Genomic DNA, 18,821 nt, shown 5'->3' on the forward strand with positions numbered 1-18,821 from the left:
TGAATCGTTTATTCACGCTCACCGCTAACACGAGTAATGGCATGACAGACCCAATGATTTTATCAGGCACTGCTAATAACATCGACTCCCTGCGCCAAAATTTAATCGCTGGGTCCCAAAAAGTCCAACAACAAATCATCCCACAGTTAGCTAACTTGGGTAATGAGGGATTGGAAGTGTTGCAGGAATTTTTACTGAAACGTCGTGACACCCCAGCAACTTGGATTGATGGTAACGCCTACCAAGTAGTCTACAACTCTGATGCACCCACAGCCAAAGAATTTCTAGAAACTAACTTTCCTGAAGGAATTGTACCTCTAAAATCAGACTGTGGGATCAGTTACAATTCTTTGCAACAGCTACTAACTCGTCAAGAGTTCCAAGCTGCTGACCTTCTGACTATCCAAAAAATGTGTGAAGTGGCAGGCCCCACAACTGTACAGAGAAAATGGTTGTATTTCACTGATGTAGATAATTTCCCTATTCAGGACTTACGAACTATTAATCATTTGTGGTTAGTCCACTCGGAAGGAAAGTTTGGTTTTTCTGTACAGCGAGAAATTTGGCTGGGGTTGGGTAAAAACTGGATCAACCTATGGACAAAAATCGGCTGGAAAAGCGGTAATAACTGGACACGCTACCCCCATGAGTTCACATGGGATTTAAGCGCCCCTAGAGGTCATCTACCCCTCTCTAATCAACTGCGGGGTGTGCGGGTGATGTCTTCGCTTCTCAATCATCCTGCTTGGAATACCTAGGTTGGCGTTAAAGATATTCGTTGCCATAAGGCAGGAAAAAGGTAGAAAAAGGGTTTTAGCTTTGTTGACTTTTCTTCTATACAGTTTACTTTTATTCTGCCTATTTACTCAGGTAGTTGGCCGGGACACAGGTAATGAATTAAATTGATTGAAAAATATTGATTTCACACAAAGACGCAAAGATATTTTTAGCCTTTTTGCGTCTCTGATCGAAATCAACTTTCTTGCATTTCTATTTGCAAAGGCAAAATTACAGTAAAACTAGAACCTACTCCTACTTGAGAAACTAGCTTAATTTCACCTTGTAATAGTTTTACTAAGTGCGAAACTATTGTTAGACCTAAACCACTACTATCAGGTAGGTGAGACTTTTTACTAGCGCAACGGAAATAGGGTTCAAAAATCTGCTTTTGGTTTTCTGGTGTAATGCCAATACCTGTATCTTCAACAATAAATTCCCATTTTTGATGATCTGATATATGAAAAGTAATATTAATAGTTCCCGACTCTGTATAACGAATTGCATTACTAACAAGATTTATGATAATTTGTTGTAATTGAAATGCGTCTGTGATGATTTCTTGGTTTTGTTGTTCACAATTAACTATGAGGTCTAATTTTTTCTCGGCAGCTAAAGGCTCAAGCATTTCACATACATTAGTAATGATTTGGCAGACATCCGTTGATGTCAGTTCAAGTTTGATTTTGCCAGATTCATATCGAGATACTTCTAGTAAATCATTAATTAAACGCAGCAATTGTCTGCCATTACGTAATACTCGTTCAATATGTTCAATATTGTGAGAAGCTTCTTTTTCATCAGTTTTTTGATATTGACGTAAAAATAAATCAGAGTAACCAATAATCGAAGCTAGAGGCTGTTTTAAATCATGAGTTAGTAAAGAGAGATTTTCTCGATTAGCATTAACTAATCGAGTTAGTTCCTGATTGTGCAACCTTAAAGTCTTATAAAGATGGTCTAATTCTCTTAATCGTTCATCAACATAACTATTAAAACAGCGAGCAATGGCTTCATCAAGTACAGTGTTAATTAACCGAAAAGCCCGAATGATATCTCTAGGATTTCCCTGCAACAAGTCTTCTTGTATTACATCACATATTACTGTTCTTAAATGATGATATTCCCTAGCAATTTCTTCTGAATTAAAGCCTTGTGTGGCTCTAATTACTCCATGTTCCCAACTAGCAGTAACGATTGACTTAAAATCATTACTCTCATATGTTGAGAGAACTGTTACTATTGCTTTCAATATATATGGAATGTGATTTTTAATCGCACTGAAGGACAGATTGTCAGCACTTTCTATCTGTTTATCTTGGCGAACAGCTATCACCCATTTATCTAGAATAATATCATTTTTATCAGCCAGCACTTGACTAAAATCCATTTATTTAAATTCCGTGAATCTAATGTAAACTAATGAGTTTAATTATTCTAGAAGATGATTTTCACAATTATTGACATAAATCATGATATGAAGATGAATTATAGCCTTTCCCACTCTAGTTAGATACAAAATTATCCCTCCCCAACCCTCCCCTTGGTAAGGGGAGGGTGCGCGACAGCGCGGGTGGGGTGTATTTCATGAGCTTGGAAATTGCTATATATAGGATCAAAATATACATAGCAACTAACCCGTCAACTACAGCTTTGAAAATGCCGTTAACCTCCTAAAATATAATAAGAGTAAAATGAGCGCATCTAAAAGCAGCGCGGAGTTTATAGTTACTATTCCCTTATAATTGTATAAAACTGCCAAATACAACGAATTAATTTCATAATGGCAAAAGTCGTCCTAGAAAATATTAAGCGTAAATTTAACAACATCACTGCTATCGAGAATATTAGCTTTGAAATTCCTGATGGCGAGTTTTGGGTGTTTGTTGGCCCTTCTGGATGTGGTAAATCTACGATTTTGCGAACTATTGCTGGATTAGAAACTGCTACATCTGGTAATCTGTTTATAGGCGATCGTTTGGTTAATGATATCCCAGCTAGAGCGCGTGATGTGGCAATGGTATTCCAAAACTATGCCCTGTATCCTCACATGACAGTAGCGCAGAATATCTCCTTTGGGATGGAGATGCGGAAAGTTGATCCGAAGACGATTCAAGAACGAGTAACTACGGTAGCGCGATCGCTTTCTCTAGAACATCTGTTAAATCGTAAACCCCAGCAGCTATCGGGGGGACAGCAACAACGGGTAGCATTAGGGAGAGCGATCGCACGTCAACCACAACTATTTTTACTCGATGAACCTTTATCTAATTTAGATGCTCAATTACGAGATGATACCAGAGCCGAATTAAAACAGCTACATCAACAATTAGGAATTACGACAATTTATGTCACCCATGATCAAGTTGAAGCGATGACTTTAGCTGATAAAATCGTGGTTTTAAATCGTGGTAAAATTCAACAAATTGGTGATCCTCAAAGTATCTATGCCCTTCCTGCCAATGAGATGGTAGCAAGTTTTTTGGGTAATCCACCAATGAATATTTTACCAGCTATTTATAAAGGTGATCATTTTGATATTAGTGGGCAATTATTAGCCATTCCTCAAGATATCAAATCAGGTTTAAATTTGCACCCAGAACAAATTTGTAATTTGGGTATCCGTCCTGAACATATTTATATTAACAAACCGCAGAGACACAGTGAACACAGTGAGGAAGATTTGGAAAGTTTAGTTGCAGAGGTTAAGGTGGTGGAACCTTTGGGAAGGGAAACTTTAATTCGTGCAAGTTTACTCGGTTCTTCTGGGTTTATAAATGTGCAGTTGGGTGGAGGTGTGCGTTTACATCCAGGTGAACATCTGAATTTACAATTAGATTTAAATCAGTTATTTGTGTTTGACACAAGCACTGGAAAGAGGATTTTTCCGATGGTCTGAAATCGTCAGGAGTCAGGAGTTCGGAGTTCGGAGTTCGGAGTTCGGAGTTCGGAGTTCGGAGTTCGGAGTTCGGAGGGCAGGAGTCAGGAGTTCGGAGTTCAGAATGCTTATGAAATGAAGAATAGAGACAAGTAAGATTTTATCAAAATCATCGAATTTAACTAAAAAAGGCTTTATTCTCCTGACTTGGAGTATTCTCTATCCTGAATACTCAGCTAAAATCTAAAATATATGAGAACCAGAATCGAAAATAATGTTTTATTTATCCATAAAGAAGATGTACCCGAATTTAAAAAAGGCGGGTCTGTGGTGAGAAATTCTTACTTTTGGGCGCTACGTTCCATAGCTGGTCGCGCTAGACGTTATAGTGATTGGGAATATGAATCAGAAGTGTGGTTAGCACTAGCACGAATGCTAATGTCTTTTACTGAGTCTGGATATTTGGGGTATAGGGAAACCTTTTTAGAGTTTCCCTTATCACAGGGAGAAATTCCTCATGTGTTGCGGGATGTGGCTACTTGGGAATGAAGTCATCAAAACATTAGGGTTTCGGTGTACCGAAATCAACAAAAGGCTCTTTTTCTAACTCCTCTAAACCAACTGATTTTAACAGTTGTAACCATACATCTGGATTTTCAGTACGCAAGTCAGCAGCGTTACTAATAGTATCATGCCAAATTCTATTCTTGGCATAAATCTCTGCTTGTTTGAGAGGTGCTACTTGCTGAAGGTAATTATTTAATAACGAACCTAGGGTAGTCCGTTCTAGTGAACCTGATACATATTCATCCTGACTTCTATCTTCAGAATTACAAACAATTGTAAAAAACCATTGATATTTTTTGCCTACTTTTAGGTCAGCATTGGATGGGATAGTTAATTTGACTATTCCTGGTTGATCAGGTGGGATAAAATTAGTTTGGTAAACTTCATTTCCCTCCTCGTCTATTAATACAAATTCTCCAGATTTTGTATTAATTTGGGGAACATACACATACAATTCTGGATTATTAGAAACTGTTTGCCCATTATTATCCCATGTAGGCATTAAAGCAGTTAAAGATGGTTGGTCATTTTGGCTAATAATACAAGAATTTCCTCGTCTTCCTCCTGCACCTGTTCTTTGAGGTTTACCCCGGTCGGGTGCGGATGGAAATTGCAACTGTGCTAATAATTTGCTGTTAGGTGTTGTTGGTAATTGAAGGCTTGGAGAAAGTTGTGCTGATGAGGGTAAAGAAAAGGTAGATAAAGTTATCAGCGCTGGAGAAATTCCGACAGCAATTTTTCCTAAAGTCAAAGAATTAATATACTTTTGTAAATTCATGATAGTGAGATTTTGTTTGCTACTTTATTAAAATTCACATTCAGAAAACTAAATTCCGTAGATCAACGAGGATATTGTGAAGATTTTGAGGAGTATCTCAGTAGGTAGTTGTGAATATTTAGCTTGAGAGTAAGGTCAGAGGCAGGAGGCTCCAATGTATGAGGGAAAAGGGCTTTGGAGAAAAATTTAATCAAGAAATCGGTTCAAAAACCATTTGGGGAATCAACATATTGTCTTCTAATTGGGCAATACCTAAAAAGCGGGTTTCTTGTTCATAGACTCGCACTATTCCCAAAATATCCAGATTTACAGGAACTTGTTGACCTTGACACCATTTTTTGGCAAATGTTCCTGGTAAATTTACAGATGGTAACTTTTGTAAGGCTGCATCTGGGAGAATGGGTTGAAATGTCCCTGCTTGGATTTGGGTTTCTAGGTCGGTGAGGGTGAGACTATTTTTTAAGTGAAAACTGCTGCTTTGTGTTCGTGTTAAAGCGGCCAGAGTTCCACCTGTGTTTAAGACTATACCTAAATCACGAGCGATCGCTCTAATATATGTTCCTGCACCACAAGCGATCGCTATTTCCAACTCTGGAAAATCACCATCATGCCAGGCCATAACTTCTATATCAAACACTTCTATAGTCCTCACTGGTGCTTGCACAATTTCCCCTTTACGTGCCAAATCATACAGACGTTTTCCATCCACTTGAATGGCGCTGTAACTGGGGGGAATTTGCTCAATTGTGCCGATAAATTGCCCAAGTGCTGTTTTTATTGTTGCCAAATTTAACCCAGGACAAGGTTGAGAAGTAATAACTTCCCCTTCCAAATCATCAGTAGTTGTACGTATACCAAGGCGGATCGTAGCTTGATAAGCTTTTTCACCAGGTAAATATTGTAATAATCTAGTAGCTTTACCTAGAGCGATAGGCAATACTCCCGTAGCTTTAGGATCTAATGTTCCTGCGTGTCCCACTCGTTTCAGACGTAAAAGTCTTCTAACTCGCGCTACACAGTCGTGAGAAGTCCAGTCTAATGGTTTGTTGAGGTTGAGAAATCCTTGCACAGAATAATTTGTAATTCGTAATTCGTAAGTAATTATAGCAATTTCCAAGCTCATGAAATACACCCCACCCGCGCTGTTGCGCACCCTCACCTTGGTAAGGGGAGGGTTGGGGAGGGGTAATTTTGTATCTAACTAGAGTGGGAAAGGCTATATATAGGAATACTATTTGATTTTTTTGGCGAAGTCCAATTATTTAGATTTACAAGAATATCAAGACATGAAGCAAGGATACACCAACATTCAACATCCAAAATCCAAACCCGATTATGGTGTGGGAAAGTTTTTTTTTGCGGGGAAAGCTTCCTGAAAATTATTACCTAGTACCGATGCTAATTCTTGATTACTCAAGGATTGAACCAGACTCAAACCCAAAGATTGATGAGAAATAGTTTGAGCGTAATTGGCATTAAGATAGGGTATATATTGTGGCATTTTGGCTACATAAGTTTGCAAAAAAGGCAAACTCAAAGCATTGATGTAAGCACGCGCTTGGGAAGCATCACCAACCATTTCTGCTGGTAATGCTACTTGCTTGCTGTCTGGGTTACTATTACCAATGCTGGAAAAATGAGTACCACCAACAAACATGACTAGATATTTATGGGGATTAGTCAACCAAGAGAAAGGGAGAATTTGTTCGTATAAAGCTGGTGCGACAGTATCTTCACTGCTACCAACCAGCATGACAGGAGTTTGAATTTGATTTAAACCAGCTTGTCCGAAAATAGAGCTAGTGATGGGGTTAACTGCGATCGCAGCTTTAACTCTCTCATCTCGCAAATTATATACTAGTTTTGACTCACTTTGCAATTCCAAAGCCCGACATTGCAGGAATAAAGACATATTCCAGGTATCCCGCAGCGTATCTGGTTGACAATCTCGTTTTAGCTGCTCAAAGTTAATTTTTGCCCCTACTAAAGCTAAAGCAGTATAACCACCAAAGGATTGGCCAACTACTCCCACTTGTTGCAGATTTAACCGACCTTGAAATTTGCCATCAGATTTGTTAACTTTTTCTAGTTGATTTAATATAAATTTGATATCTAAAGGTCTATCTATAAATTCACCTGACTCTATCAATCTAGTTGTATGACTTTTACCAAGAGATTGCTGAGGGTGCAATTTTGGAGCATTCGCAACCGGATGATTAGGAACCACCACAGCTAATCCGTGGGAAGCTAAATGAGCAGCTAAATAACGAAAGTTGCTGCTATCTAAGCCTAAACCGTGAGAGATGACAATTACTGAAGTGGGATGTTGAACATTAGGAACATAAACATCAGTCAGTAACCGCCGATTACGGGTGACATCAAAGAACTCTAGCTGATATTTCTTTGATTTTACACTGCCTTCAGTTTTTAAGTTTGGCAGCTGATATAAACTTGCCTTTTGGATGATACCAGCCTCTAGACTGGCTTTTTGCTGAATTGCTGCGATCGCTATCTTCGTTTCATCAATTAATTTCTCCAATTCACCAATTATTTCTAGACTATCAGCTAAATTAATATGAATATTATTTGTAGGATACTTCCGTAGCAAATTTAATAATGTTAAACCGTCTGCTTCCCCCGATGCTAAAATTATTGCTGTGCGTAAAGCATGAAATCCTGATTCTGGTTGACGAGATTTAGTTTTAATTAATTCTGCCAACCGTCGCAGTAGAAATTCTCCTTGTTGTGTATGGAGAAATTGTGAAGCTACTGCGGGACTAATTTTGATAGTTCTGAGTAAAATTTGTCGTAGTTCTTGCAGTTTTTGAAGTGAAATATACTGCTGATACATTGACAATTCATTATCAATTAATCCAGTTTTGGCGTAGGTTTCTAAACTAATTACAGGAACGGAAATTTCTAATAACGAATAAGAAGCGGATATTTTCTCTGCTGCCATCACAGAATTATTAATTCCAAATGTTGGCAGCAATATTGAAATTACCAGCAAGAGGAAACTTTTTTTCAGGCTGCTGGCCCAATTACCAAACAAACTATTCATCGCTCAAATATTTCAGTGATGTTTTTTCGCGAGGCGTTAAATTTGGTAGTTATTCAGACACCCTGTGAATAGATTTATATACTCTTATTTGCCTCAGTCTTCTGGATATTTTTGAGCTTTTTTTTCGTGAAGACAAAATTTAGAGGTTCATTGAGATAGAGTCAATTAGGATCAAACAAATATCCCTTCGATCAGATTTTGACTCTATTTGATTAGATGCTCTTAAAATCATAACAGCCAAAATAATAGTTTGCTTCAGTATTTATGGTGTAGCTTTAAATATAAAAACAATTTTTTGAGTTAAAAAACCTAATCGAATTATGCTAATAATTTATTTTATTCAGATTTACCTAAAGCGATAGCTACCGAACCAATAACAACTAATAATGCCCCGATAATTCCTATTATAGTGATGTGTTCTGAGGGAATTAGCGTCGGGAAAATACTAGAAACTATCCAAACTGATATTAAAGTTACAATTGGAGCTAATGCTAAGACTGCGCTTACTCTTGAGGCTTCCCAATGTGCTAATGATTCAGCAAAAGCACCATAGGCAATTAAAGTATTTAATCCACAAAATAGCAACATTCCTAAATGTAAAGGATTGAGACTAAAAACTGTATTAATTTTAGCCAAAGGAGTGAATAATAAAGCACATCCACCATAAATTATCAGCATAATCTTAGAAGATGATAAAGATTGCAATAGCTGCTTTTGTGCCAAAGCATAAATAGCCCAGGCAACTGCTCCTAATACAACCAATCCACTACCTAAAAGATATTGCCCCTGGGCTGTAATTAAATTTGTTAATTGGGCATTAAAAAATAGTGCAAAACCTAAAGTTAAGACACTAACTCCAATCCATTGCCGTAACGTATAATGTTCTTTAAAAATTACTAAGCCACCAAAACCTAACAACACAGTAGCTAACTGGATTATCACTTCAGCATTAGCGGGTGCTGTTAATGCTAAACCTTGCATGAAAAAGAAGTAATTTGTGGCTAAAAATATTGTGACTACTGCTAATAACTTTCCAGAACTAGAACGTAATTCTTCTATAATTGGTAATTTTCCTTGTACAGACAAATAAATTGCTAATAATACAAAGGACATGGAAAAGCGAAACCAAATGATAGTATAAACATCTAAGGCTTGTAGCGTTACCTTTAAAGCGATTGGTAGAATACCCCATAGAAAAACAGTCACTAACGATAAACCAAGTCCTAAACGCCAGCGACCGGAACTTTGATGCATAATTAATAGTAAGTTGATGGGTAAAAAATCATTTATATCCAGGAGTCAAGTATCAAGAATACTTTATTACTTCGTACTATTGACTATTTGCTCCGGGTAAGTTTCTAAAAGCGGTCATTCCAAAAGAAATACTGGATAAATTGAGGATCTTGTTTTTGACGAATGATTGAGGATTACTATGATATTGTAATCGCTCAAAAGGTAGTAGGGGTGAAGCATTCGCACCAGAAAAATATGGAACAAACAGATAACCTATATTGGCGAATGCTTCACCCTCCCCCACGTCACTTCCCCACCAGAAAAATATGGAACAAACGGATAACCTATATTGGCGAATGCTTCACCCTCCCCCACGTCACTTCCCCACCAGAAAAATATGGAACAAACGGATAACCTATATTGGCGAATGCTTCACCCTCCCCCACGTCACCCTTCCCCACCAGAAAAATATGGAACAAACGGATAACCTATATTGGCGAATGCTTCACCCTACCACACGTCACCCTTCCCCACCAGAAAAATATGGAACAAACGGATAACCTATATTGGCGAATGCTTCACCCTCCCCCACGTCACCCTTCCCCACCAGAAAAATATGGAACAAACGGATAACCTATATTGGCGAATGCTTCACCCTCCCCCACGTCACCCTTCCCCACCAGAAAAATATGGAACAAACGGATAACCTATATTGGCGAATGCTTCACCCTCCCCCACGTCACCCTTCCCCACCAGAAAAATATGGAACAAACAGATAACCTATATTGGCGAATGCTTCACCCTTCCTCACGTCACCCTGACGCTATGAAAAGGAATTTAATTCATGCCTTATAATCCCGAAATTCACCACCGGCGTTCTATCCGCTTAAAAGAATATAACTATACTCAAATAGGAGCTTATTTTGTCACCATTTGCACCTATCAACGTAATTGTTTATTTGGTGAAATTGTAGATGGCGAAATGAAATTAAATACAAATGGCGAGATAGCAAAGGGTTGTTGGTTATCTCTTCCTCGGCATTTTCAAAATGTAGAGTTAGATGAATTTGTGATCATGCCCAATCATTTACATGGAATTATTATTCTAGTTAAAAGTGCAGCATTGGCAAAGCAAGATTTTTCACAATCTTTTTCTGAAGCAGTGGGCGAAGCATTGGCAAAGCAAGATTTCTCGCAATCGTTTTCTGCGGCGGAGGGCGAAGCATTGGCGAATTTAAATGATCAACAACAACCAAATTTATCGAGCCAATGCTTCGCCCCTACAGGTGAAAAAATTAAAATTAATGGGACAAAACCACAATCTTTGGCGGCAATAATTCAAAATTATAAATCTGTTTCTACACGCCAAATTAATCGCATTAATAAGGATAAAGGAAATGTTATTTGGCAACGTAATTATTATGAACATATTATCCGCAATGAAGAAGCATTAAATAATATTCGTCAGTACATAGTTACCAATCCGATAAGTTGGGCAGAAGACCAGGAAAATCCAGCAAATGTTAAGACATCTGTCAAACTGATTGTTTAAATCTTTAACATCTCTAATAATTGTGCTTCACTTAACTGAGTAATTTCCAAAGCCTGCGCTTTTTCTAATTTAGAACCGGCATCTTCACCCACAACTAAAAAGTCAGTTTTTTTACTGACAGAATCTGTGACTTTACCACCAGCTTTTTGAATTAGTGCTTTTGCTTCATCGCGTTTTAAGGTTGGTAAAGTACCTGTAACTACAAAGGTTTTACCAGCAAATTTTTCATTAATATCACCCGCTGCTTTCGGTTCTTCGGTGGAAATGAATTGCAAACCGATTGCTTGGAGACGAGAAATCAAGGTTTGATTAGCGCTGATGCGAAACCATTGATAAACTGATTGGGCAATTTCTGCACCAATACCATAAACGCCTTCAATATCCGATTGTCTAGCTGCTGTTAACTGTTCAACTGTGGTAAAATTTTTCCGTTAATAATTGGGCGTTGACACTACCAACATGACGAATACCTAAACCATATAATACCCTTGACCAAGGTTTATTTTTTGATTTAGCGATCGCACTCACCAATTTTTCCGCTGACTTCTGCCCCATCCGTTCCAATGCACATAATTTTTCTGGTGTCAAGTCATATAAGTCACCAACAGAATGCACCAACCCCTTATCTACCAGTTGATGTACCAGTTTTTCACCGACACCTTTAATATCCAAAGCATCACGACTTACCCAATGTTCAATTTCACCTTTGAGAATTGCCGCACAGGAAGCATTTACACATCGTGTCACCGCTTCCCCCGATTCCCGCACTACAGGTTGACCACAGACGGGACAATGGGTAGGCATAATAAAAGGTTGAGTATCAGCGGGGCGCAATTCTTTAATTACCCGCACCACTTCCGGGATAATTTCCCCAGCTTTGCGAACAATGACAGTATCACCAATGCGGATATCTAATAGGGTGATGCGATCGCTATTATGTAAAGTAGCCCTAGAAACAGTAGTCCCCGCTAATTGTACAGGCAACATTTCCGCTAAAGGAGTTAACGCTCCCGTTCTCCCCACATTCACTGTAATCCGTTCCACACGGGTTGGAGCTTCTTCTGCTGCATACTTGAGAGCGATCGCCCACCGGGGGCATTTCTGCGTAAAACCTAACTGTTCTTGTAGCCTAAACGAATTTAGCTTTACCACCACCCCATCAGTCATATAAGCCGAATTTAGCCTTTCCGTATCCCAATATTGATAATATTCAGCAACTTCCTCTAATGTATGGCACAGCTTATGATTGGCATCAACCCGAAAACCCATTTTTTGCAACAACTCCAAAGCTTCCCATTGAGTATTAGCAATACTAGAATCATCCAACCCTGTAATATGTAGCGTATAAGCAAAGAAATCTAGCTGTCGCTGTGCTACAATCCGGGGATCTAACTGTCTAAGTGTACCAGCAGCAGCATTGCGGGGATTAGCAAACACCTGTTCACCTGCTTTTTGCCTTTTCTCATTGATTTGTTGAAATACATCTAAAGGTAAAAAAACCTCACCCCGCACTTCTACCTTTTCGATATTTGCTAACCCGTCAAAATTCAAACGCAGGGGAATTGAGCGAATAGTCCGCACATTTTGGGTAATATCTTCACCCATCACCCCATCACCCCGACTCACACCTCTAGTTAAAACACCATTTTCATAAGTTAACGCTAAAGCCGCACCATCAATTTTCAATTCTGCCACATATTCTATATCACCCGGAGAATACTGAGATGGCAAGTGTCTTCGCCAACGTTGTTCCCAGCTTTGTAACTCCTCAACATTAAAAGCATTTTCCAAACTATACAAAGGGATATTATGCCGTACCGAAGTAAAATGCGTTGCAGGCCGCTCACCCACCCGTTGAGTAGGACTATCAGGAGTGATTAATTCTGGATACTGAGTTTCTAATTCTTGTAATTCCCGATAAAACCGATCATAGACAGTATCCTCCATGATTGGTGCATCCAGGACATAATAAGCATAGCTGGCTTGTTGTAATAACCGCCGGATTTCTTCTATACGCTTTACTTCGGCTTGAGTTGGTATCATAAAATTTACAAGATAATACTTAGAAAATAGAATTTAAAGACTAGAAAACCTGCTAGTGGTCTGTCAAATATATTTTGACGGATCAAGAAGTAACAAACCGCAAAGACGCGTTCACGAAGTGTCTCGAAGAGAAGAGCGCGTTCGCGTTCGCGTTGCGTAGCAAAGGAAGAAGGAAGATTTATTTCTCCGTCAATTAGTTCTTGACAGACTACTAGAAGCAGGCTGAAAACCCACGAAAGATTTTAGCAAAATTATAGATTAATGGTAAGGATACACAATAGTCTACGGCACGGCTACGCCTACAGAATCATAAGGCTTTTCGCGTCAAGTTGATGATTTTGCTCGAAATCTCTCTTCTCTTTATTCCTGATGTCACAAGCATTTTAACTCCTGACTCCTGACTCCTGAATTCTTACGATGAATGATCCCAGTCTGCGACTTCATATAAAAATCTAGTTTTGCCAATTAACTTACGATTAGCAGAAGTACTTTGAACAAACACAACATACTTTTCTAGATTACTAGGTTTAATTCTAATTGTCGCATCCATCGGTAGACCTAACATTTCTCGTGCAGCACTGCCTTCAAATAAATCACCTGTAGTTCTATCCATCAAGATAATTTCTTTAGTCGCTTGGATAGTTTCTGTTTTCGTAAATTCATAAAATCCACGCCCTACTTTAAATGTTAACCCATTTTCTAACACAAACGCTTTAATAGAAATATCTAAATCCACCTCTAACACCTGGAATCTTCCTGGAACAACCGCTCTTAAATCAGTTGATTCATAATAAGATGTTCCTTCTCGTTTCATCATGGTGTCAAATATTTTATTTAACCCACGACTCATCCTACCTTGGTTAATTACTTCTTTTTCATAAGCTTGTAACTGTTCATCGGATGATTGCTGGTAGCAAACTGCTAAAAACAAGTCAGTAATATAAGAAAATTGGTCTAAATTAATATGAAAACCACCAGATTTTTCAGCTAATTCTTGATAAAAAGGCGTAGCATGATGGCGATTAAGTGCTTGCACTCCATAAACTGAAATTCCCAATTCGGCTAACTTCTCTATCTCTTTACGCCAATTTAACTTTTGGGGATTGTGTGCTGGTGCGTGGGGAATATCATCACCAATTAAAACTAGAGATTTCGATGCTGATTTTGACCAAGATAGAGATTGGGATTCATGTAATACTAACTCATAACATTCTGGCGCATCTCCCCCACCAGTAGGTTCTACATTTTGGACAAAATCACAAATTTTATCAACATCACCAGAAAGGTTAAAGGTTTTAGTTACATAAGTTGAACCTGCGTCACAATAATCCCCATGAGCAATAATTCCAATCCTAATTAAAGGTAATTCATCCATTAGTCTGGTGACAGTATTTTTAATTTTTCGCCGTACCTGAGTCAGACAAGGATACATACTACCTGTCGTATCAAAGCTAAAAACAACTTCTATATTGTTGTTTGCCATAGCCATAACCTAAATTTCACTTATTTAGAATGTATCTTTATTTTAAATACTTATTTAATGTGAAAACATTACTTTAAAATATTGTAACATTTAGGGTTGTTGAAAATTAATAAATATGTAAAAATACGGTAAACCTCTATCAACTCGTACCCATAAATATATTTTTGGTTGTTGCGGTATTATCTTTATAACGTAAATTTCATAACATAAACTTATTATGGAGCCAGACTCGTTACCAACTGAGGTAATTTTAACAAATCCACGTCAATCTCTGGGTATATTAAAACTTGATTGGACACCCCAACCGGGGAATTATCTTGATCTTGAAGGTAAAACCTATGCAGTTTTAGAGCGTCGTCATAAATATCAATTAAAATCAGGACGCTACCGCTTGCATAATATAACTATTTATGTACAGTCTGCTAAAAGACCAGACGAAAAAACCTTGATTGGGGGACGGTGGGTAATTGGGGATGCTACCTGCGACTACAATGCTCATTCAGAAATCATTCGCTGTGCAGTTAACCCAGAAGGCCCTTGTAAATCCTGCCGTTTCTATGAAAATCAGGTGATAAGTAACTAGGAAGCGGGGGAGATGAAGAGGCACAATTACGAATTACCTAACACTTCTCCCAAAGTCAAACGAGTACCATTCACAAAATCCCATCCTGATTGGGGACGTTTACCGGTTAGCTGAACTTCTCTCAACAGCAACAAACCTTCCCCAGTTTGTACAATTGCTCCTAAGCCTTTGATGATACTGACGACTTCTCCTGGTTGCCCTGATACAGTTGACAAATCAGGTATTTTGTGGATTTTTTCTGTTATTTGCTCTGGTAACTCTTGGATATAAGCAGAATTTAGAGGAACAGCAGCAGTTATTTTCAGTGGTTGATTACGAAAATTCGTCAGACAGTTGGGGTAAAAACCTCTAATTTGGTTGTGCAATTGAATAGCTGTCTTTGACCAGTCCAAATTATAATCTTGTTTTTGAATCAAAGATGCATAAGTGGCAACAGAATTATCTTGGGGAATTGGTTCAATTTCCTGACGTTCCAGCTTAAACAATGTTTCTATTAATAAATCTGCACCCGTGACGGCTAACTTATCAGCTAAATTTTGGGCATTATCTAGTAATTCAATGGGTTTAATGGCTTTTAGCAGCATATCACCTGTATCCATGCCCACATCCATTAACATAGTTGTGATCCCGGTTTCTTGCTCACCGTTATATAGACACCATTGAATGGGAGCCGCGCCACGATATTGGGGTAAAATTGAACCATGCACATTAATGCAACCCAATTTTGGCATATTTAAGATTTTCTTAGACAAAATTTGCCCATAAGCAATCACGACAAACACATCTGCATCTAATTGTTTAAGTTGGTTTAAAGTTTCAATATCTTTTTTAATTCTCTCTGGTTGCCATACGGGGAGATTGTGAGCAATAGCAAGTGTTTTCACTGGTGATGGTGTTAATTTATTCCCTCGTTCCCGACGTTTATCCGGTTGGGTGACAACTGCTAAAATTTGCACATCTGGGTGAGCCAGTAGTTTTTCCAGCGTGGGGACGGCAAATTGGGGAGTACCAAAAAATACGATTTTCATTATTTATTCGTTATTAGTCATTTAGTCAATATTAGGTGCGTCATGAATCACTGACAACTGATTGTCCACAACTCACTAAATTACGATCATGATAGAAAAAACGCAGAGCAATTTTGTGATGAGGGCATTCAATTTTAGTGATTTAATGGTAAAGTGTTGATTATTGGTGCAATAAAAACTTCCTTATTAATTAGAAGGTCTTGGCAAGCAGGAAAGCTATAATCAATCATTGTATTTGCTGTTATGCAGGCATCAATATTTGGTTATGTCTTATAGCTAGACAATTAAGCATCTACTAAAATCACTTAATTTGGTAGTTTACTAAAATCAGCTTCTTTAGATTTGTGTGATAGCACTCACAGGCAAGACGATATCAATAGATATATTATTGATTTGCGAACGGATTTATGGAGTTGAATAGGTTAAAGATGAGGATTTTAGTAATTCTTCTCTGAAAGTAGACGATTTTTTGCTTACTTAATTGTTTGTATACGCATCAGCTTTGCTTTTAACAGGATTGGTACTGTTACAAAAGTCTCTAATTAGGTAGTGTTTTAGATGTCATTGACTAGCTCTTGCTATTACTGTTCCTAAAGCATACCTTGATTTAGTCACTAGTGCAGCATGGCAAAAATAACTATCCAGTGAAAAAAGTTTAAAAGCTGATCACGGGTCTTTTTTTAATCCACTAGATTTATCCATGGGTTTACTCAGTACTACTGGACTGTATTGTAGTATTTCTTGAGTAAAGGTATGACTTGAGTATATGGATTACATAAAAACTCATGGTATCTACCAACACGGTAATGCATGAATGCTGGTCTTACTGCCCGAAAATATTACAGAATTTAAAGATTGTAAAGATGTGGACAATGATACTAAAACTTTTGTAAAGTGATGCAAAATTTGGCGAGATCATCTCGTTAGAGCTTCTACTTTGTTGTTATACATAAATAATCATAGCTTTTGCCCTTCCTGTATAGACATTGCTCCTCGAAATAGCCACCCCCCCTTAGAGAGTCCACTCATGTTGAAATCCCTTTTGCTGTCAGGATGGTTCCGCGTACAACCATTTATCAAGTACGTTGTCGTTGTTATAGTAATTGCTCCCTTTTTAGGTGTATCTATTCACTCTACTTTGGCAAAACAATCACAATTAAAGATAGCCAAGATTGGTGTAGAAGTTAACAAATCTGATTTAAAATCGCCAAAAAGTGCTATTTCTGGGGAATCTAATTTAAAAATAGGTCAGTTAAACTCATTGAATGGACAATTGGGGACTGTTGTACCATTAAATACGCCTCTTAGTGGAGAAAGGCAAGTATTACTGGCAGATAAGCTGGATTCAGGGGTTAAAAAAGAGAATTATCAGTCTAGGGGTGATACAAGTGTTCCTGTGACAGGAAGTAAAGAAATACCTGTTAGTCAAACTGATTTAGTACAAAAATTAAAAGAAGCTAAAATAGCGGCTTTGCAAGGTGAAATTAATCCTCAAACCAGCAAGAGATCGGCAACAGAACAAGTAGCAACAGTTAACACACCAGGTGTTAGAGACTCATTAATGAGGGAAATACCTATAGATAGTCCCCCCAATCAGTCTGATGAATTACCAGATGATCCGATGGGCAGTCCTCATCCTATTCCCTGGAAATGGATCATGATGACTCAGGAAGCTATTGGTGGTAAAGGGAATTCTGGAGTGCGGCACTATCGCAGCATACCGGTGGTTTCTCCAGATGGCAGATATGCTGTTTATAGCCGGGTACAGCTAGAAGTGAAACCTGAAATGTACAATAGCCGAGTCACTAGTTTGTTGTTTATAGAAGATAGACAAACTAAGAAATTAAAGGTGATAGCTAAAACATCTGCAATCAGCGACCCGCTATTACAACAGACTGTGGCGACAGAAGCAAGTGATACAGAAGGAAAAATTGGGGTGTTAGTTCCGGTTAGCTGGTCACAAAAAGGCGATCGCTTTTTAGCCCGCAAGTTTATAGGCATATTCAATACAGCAGACGTTACAGATCATGCGGTGATTTGGGATCAGCAACAAAATCATACCAAAACAGTTGCTCCTCCCCAAGAGGCAAATGAGCATGAAAAAATAGCAATCTTGTTAGGTTGGAGTAAACAACAACCAGATTATGCGCTGTTCCGTGCAGGTGAAATAGGGGAAGAAAATTGGCCTTTGGTGCAAGTTGCTAGTGATGGTAAAAGTATCAATATCTCCACAGATGGGGATCAGGCTGTTACTTTTGGTGCAAGTGATAGATCAGTTTGGGCAGAACCCCAAGTAGCCTCAAGATAATTTGCAACAAGACATATCAATTGAACAAAACTCCCGTTGTTGTTACAGATGACAGGGGTTTTTTTTTGTGAATTAAAATCCAGATACAGCAGTTTGCGTAGTTAGGAGGTACAAAATCTAAATTGAAACCTATACATAAAGCCAGTTTTACTCCTGACTCCTGACTCCTGAATTCTGCTGTATATCGTCAACTTCCGAACTGAAAAGAACGCCGTTTACTGAGTCTCTACTATTACATATTTTATAAAGTGCAAATGAAGAGTTGTGCTACCAGTTAAAAATTACATGAAAACTTGGAGAAACTCAGTATTATTCAGAGCAGATTATTTTATAGTGACTGCATAACATTTAACAATGTCAGTCACTCAGGGTCAAAATCAATGCAACTGATCAATTCTAATTCTATTCAGAAGGTCAGACAAATTTCTACCGATACTCGCAATTCTCATCAGGATAAATCTCATATCTATACGCTAGAAAATCTGATTCAAACCTTAGAAGAAGCAGCTAAACACTTGATAAGTAGGTAA

The 18,821-nt window shown here is 38.2% G+C and carries 15 protein-coding genes and 1 pseudogene; 8 read left to right on the forward strand and 8 right to left on the reverse strand.

The genetic code is table 11. From position 1 onward, the window contains the following. Positions 1-41 precede the first annotated feature (41 nt). Positions 42-758 carry a GUN4 domain-containing protein gene (locus ACOWPH_RS27080; protein ID WP_015213211.1) on the forward strand — a complete coding sequence of 239 codons (717 nt, stop codon included), beginning with the start codon at positions 42-44 and terminating at the stop codon, positions 756-758. 215 nt (positions 759-973) lie between these two features. Here ACOWPH_RS27080 and ACOWPH_RS27085 read toward each other — a convergent pair whose 3' ends face one another. Beyond that, entirely contained in the window at positions 974-2,167 is a 1,194-nt protein-coding gene (locus ACOWPH_RS27085) for a sensor histidine kinase (RefSeq protein WP_015213212.1), read from the reverse strand. Between the two features lie 393 nt (positions 2,168-2,560). Here ACOWPH_RS27085 and ACOWPH_RS27090 point away from each other — a divergent pair, with 393 nt between their 5' ends. Together ACOWPH_RS27090 and ACOWPH_RS27095 are read left to right on the forward strand one after the other, a co-directional pair. After that, the gene (locus tag ACOWPH_RS27090; protein WP_015213213.1) at positions 2,561-3,676 is read left to right on the forward strand and encodes an ABC transporter ATP-binding protein; all 1,116 of its coding nucleotides are present in this window, start codon (positions 2,561-2,563) and stop codon (positions 3,674-3,676) included. Between the two features lie 231 nt (positions 3,677-3,907). Continuing rightward, the gene (locus ACOWPH_RS27095; protein ID WP_015213214.1) at positions 3,908-4,204 is read left to right on the forward strand and encodes a hypothetical protein; all 297 of its coding nucleotides are present in this window, start codon (positions 3,908-3,910) and stop codon (positions 4,202-4,204) included. Between the two features lie 13 nt (positions 4,205-4,217). On the opposite strand, the gene ACOWPH_RS27100 is transcribed toward ACOWPH_RS27095, so the two are convergent. The 4 genes from ACOWPH_RS27100 to ACOWPH_RS27115 form a co-directional block, all read right to left on the reverse strand. Beyond that, positions 4,218-5,000 (reverse strand): DUF928 domain-containing protein, encoded by a 783-nt coding sequence (locus tag ACOWPH_RS27100; protein WP_015213215.1) that lies wholly within the window; start codon positions 4,998-5,000, stop codon positions 4,218-4,220. Between the two features lie 190 nt (positions 5,001-5,190). Next, complete coding sequence (gene truB, locus ACOWPH_RS27105) at positions 5,191-6,123, reverse strand: tRNA pseudouridine(55) synthase TruB (protein WP_015213216.1); 933 nt, start codon at positions 6,121-6,123, stop codon at positions 5,191-5,193. 210 nt (positions 6,124-6,333) lie between these two features. Beyond that, complete coding sequence (locus ACOWPH_RS27110; RefSeq protein WP_242043197.1) at positions 6,334-7,992, reverse strand: alpha/beta hydrolase; 1,659 nt, start codon at positions 7,990-7,992, stop codon at positions 6,334-6,336. Positions 7,993-8,397: 405 nt separating this feature from the next. Beyond that, positions 8,398-9,315: a DMT family transporter gene (locus tag ACOWPH_RS27115; RefSeq protein WP_015213218.1), complete on the reverse strand. Its 918-nt coding sequence runs from the start codon at positions 9,313-9,315 to the stop codon at positions 8,398-8,400. 305 nt (positions 9,316-9,620) lie between these two features. Here ACOWPH_RS27115 and ACOWPH_RS27120 point away from each other — a divergent pair, with 305 nt between their 5' ends. Both ACOWPH_RS27120 and ACOWPH_RS27125 read left to right on the forward strand, forming a co-directional pair. Then, on the forward strand, positions 9,621-9,854 hold the full coding sequence (locus tag ACOWPH_RS27120; protein WP_422665637.1) for a hypothetical protein: 234 nt from the start codon (positions 9,621-9,623) through the stop codon (positions 9,852-9,854). 284 nt (positions 9,855-10,138) lie between these two features. Next, positions 10,139-10,846 carry a transposase gene (locus ACOWPH_RS27125; protein ID WP_015213219.1) on the forward strand — a complete coding sequence of 236 codons (708 nt, stop codon included), beginning with the start codon at positions 10,139-10,141 and terminating at the stop codon, positions 10,844-10,846. On the opposite strand, the pseudogene ligA reads toward ACOWPH_RS27125, so the two are convergent. Next, a pseudogene (gene ligA, locus ACOWPH_RS27130) lies at positions 10,843-12,889 on the reverse strand (NAD-dependent DNA ligase LigA). The gene ACOWPH_RS27125 and the pseudogene ligA sit on opposite strands and share 4 nt — an antisense overlap. Before the next feature lie 412 nt (positions 12,890-13,301). After that, positions 13,302-14,372 carry a vWA domain-containing protein gene (locus tag ACOWPH_RS27135; protein WP_015213221.1) on the reverse strand — a complete coding sequence of 357 codons (1,071 nt, stop codon included), beginning with the start codon at positions 14,370-14,372 and terminating at the stop codon, positions 13,302-13,304. A gap of 217 nt (positions 14,373-14,589) precedes the next feature. Here ACOWPH_RS27135 and ACOWPH_RS27140 point away from each other — a divergent pair, with 217 nt between their 5' ends. Then, the gene (locus ACOWPH_RS27140; RefSeq protein WP_015213222.1) at positions 14,590-14,955 is read left to right on the forward strand and encodes a DUF6464 family protein; all 366 of its coding nucleotides are present in this window, start codon (positions 14,590-14,592) and stop codon (positions 14,953-14,955) included. A 26-nt stretch (positions 14,956-14,981) separates the two neighbouring features. Here the strand turns inward: ACOWPH_RS27140 and fmt are convergent, their stop codons facing one another. Next, positions 14,982-15,983 (reverse strand): methionyl-tRNA formyltransferase, encoded by a 1,002-nt coding sequence (gene fmt, locus ACOWPH_RS27145; protein WP_015213223.1) that lies wholly within the window; start codon positions 15,981-15,983, stop codon positions 14,982-14,984. A 1,027-nt stretch (positions 15,984-17,010) separates the two neighbouring features. Between fmt and ACOWPH_RS27150 the strand changes: the two genes are divergently transcribed. Continuing rightward, positions 17,011-18,291 (forward strand): hypothetical protein, encoded by a 1,281-nt coding sequence (locus tag ACOWPH_RS27150; RefSeq protein WP_015213224.1) that lies wholly within the window; start codon positions 17,011-17,013, stop codon positions 18,289-18,291. Between the two features lie 380 nt (positions 18,292-18,671). After that, positions 18,672-18,821: a hypothetical protein gene (locus ACOWPH_RS27155; RefSeq protein WP_015213225.1), complete on the forward strand. Its 150-nt coding sequence runs from the start codon at positions 18,672-18,674 to the stop codon at positions 18,819-18,821.

This window comes from Anabaena sp. PCC 7938, from assembly GCF_049315035.1.
In the GTDB taxonomy this organism is placed as follows: Bacteria; Cyanobacteriota; Cyanobacteriia; order Cyanobacteriales; family Nostocaceae; genus Anabaena; species Anabaena cylindrica.

Bases quoted from the DNA above. Each gene is read 5' to 3' on its own strand.
- ACOWPH_RS27120 (WP_422665637.1), top strand. From the start codon at position 9,621: ATGGAACAAACGGATAACCTATATTGGCGAATGCTTCACCCTCCCCCA.
- ACOWPH_RS27125 (WP_015213219.1), top strand. From the start codon at position 10,139: ATGCCTTATAATCCCGAAATTCACCACCGGCGTTCTATCCGCTTAAAA.
- ACOWPH_RS27115 (WP_015213218.1), bottom strand. From the start codon at position 9,315: ATGCATCAAAGTTCCGGTCGCTGGCGTTTAGGACTTGGTTTATCGTTA.
- ACOWPH_RS27080 (WP_015213211.1), top strand. From the start codon at position 42: ATGACAGACCCAATGATTTTATCAGGCACTGCTAATAACATCGACTCC.
- ACOWPH_RS27150 (WP_015213224.1), top strand. From the start codon at position 17,011: ATGTTGAAATCCCTTTTGCTGTCAGGATGGTTCCGCGTACAACCATTT.
- ACOWPH_RS27095 (WP_015213214.1), top strand. From the start codon at position 3,908: ATGAGAACCAGAATCGAAAATAATGTTTTATTTATCCATAAAGAAGAT.
- fmt (WP_015213223.1), bottom strand. From the start codon at position 15,983: ATGAAAATCGTATTTTTTGGTACTCCCCAATTTGCCGTCCCCACGCTG.
- ACOWPH_RS27155 (WP_015213225.1), top strand. From the start codon at position 18,672: ATGCAACTGATCAATTCTAATTCTATTCAGAAGGTCAGACAAATTTCT.
- ACOWPH_RS27135 (WP_015213221.1), bottom strand. From the start codon at position 14,372: ATGGCAAACAACAATATAGAAGTTGTTTTTAGCTTTGATACGACAGGT.
- truB (WP_015213216.1), bottom strand. From the start codon at position 6,123: ATGAGCTTGGAAATTGCTATAATTACTTACGAATTACGAATTACAAAT.
- ACOWPH_RS27090 (WP_015213213.1), top strand. From the start codon at position 2,561: ATGGCAAAAGTCGTCCTAGAAAATATTAAGCGTAAATTTAACAACATC.
- ACOWPH_RS27085 (WP_015213212.1), bottom strand. From the start codon at position 2,167: ATGGATTTTAGTCAAGTGCTGGCTGATAAAAATGATATTATTCTAGAT.
- ACOWPH_RS27100 (WP_015213215.1), bottom strand. From the start codon at position 5,000: ATGAATTTACAAAAGTATATTAATTCTTTGACTTTAGGAAAAATTGCT.
- ACOWPH_RS27140 (WP_015213222.1), top strand. From the start codon at position 14,590: ATGGAGCCAGACTCGTTACCAACTGAGGTAATTTTAACAAATCCACGT.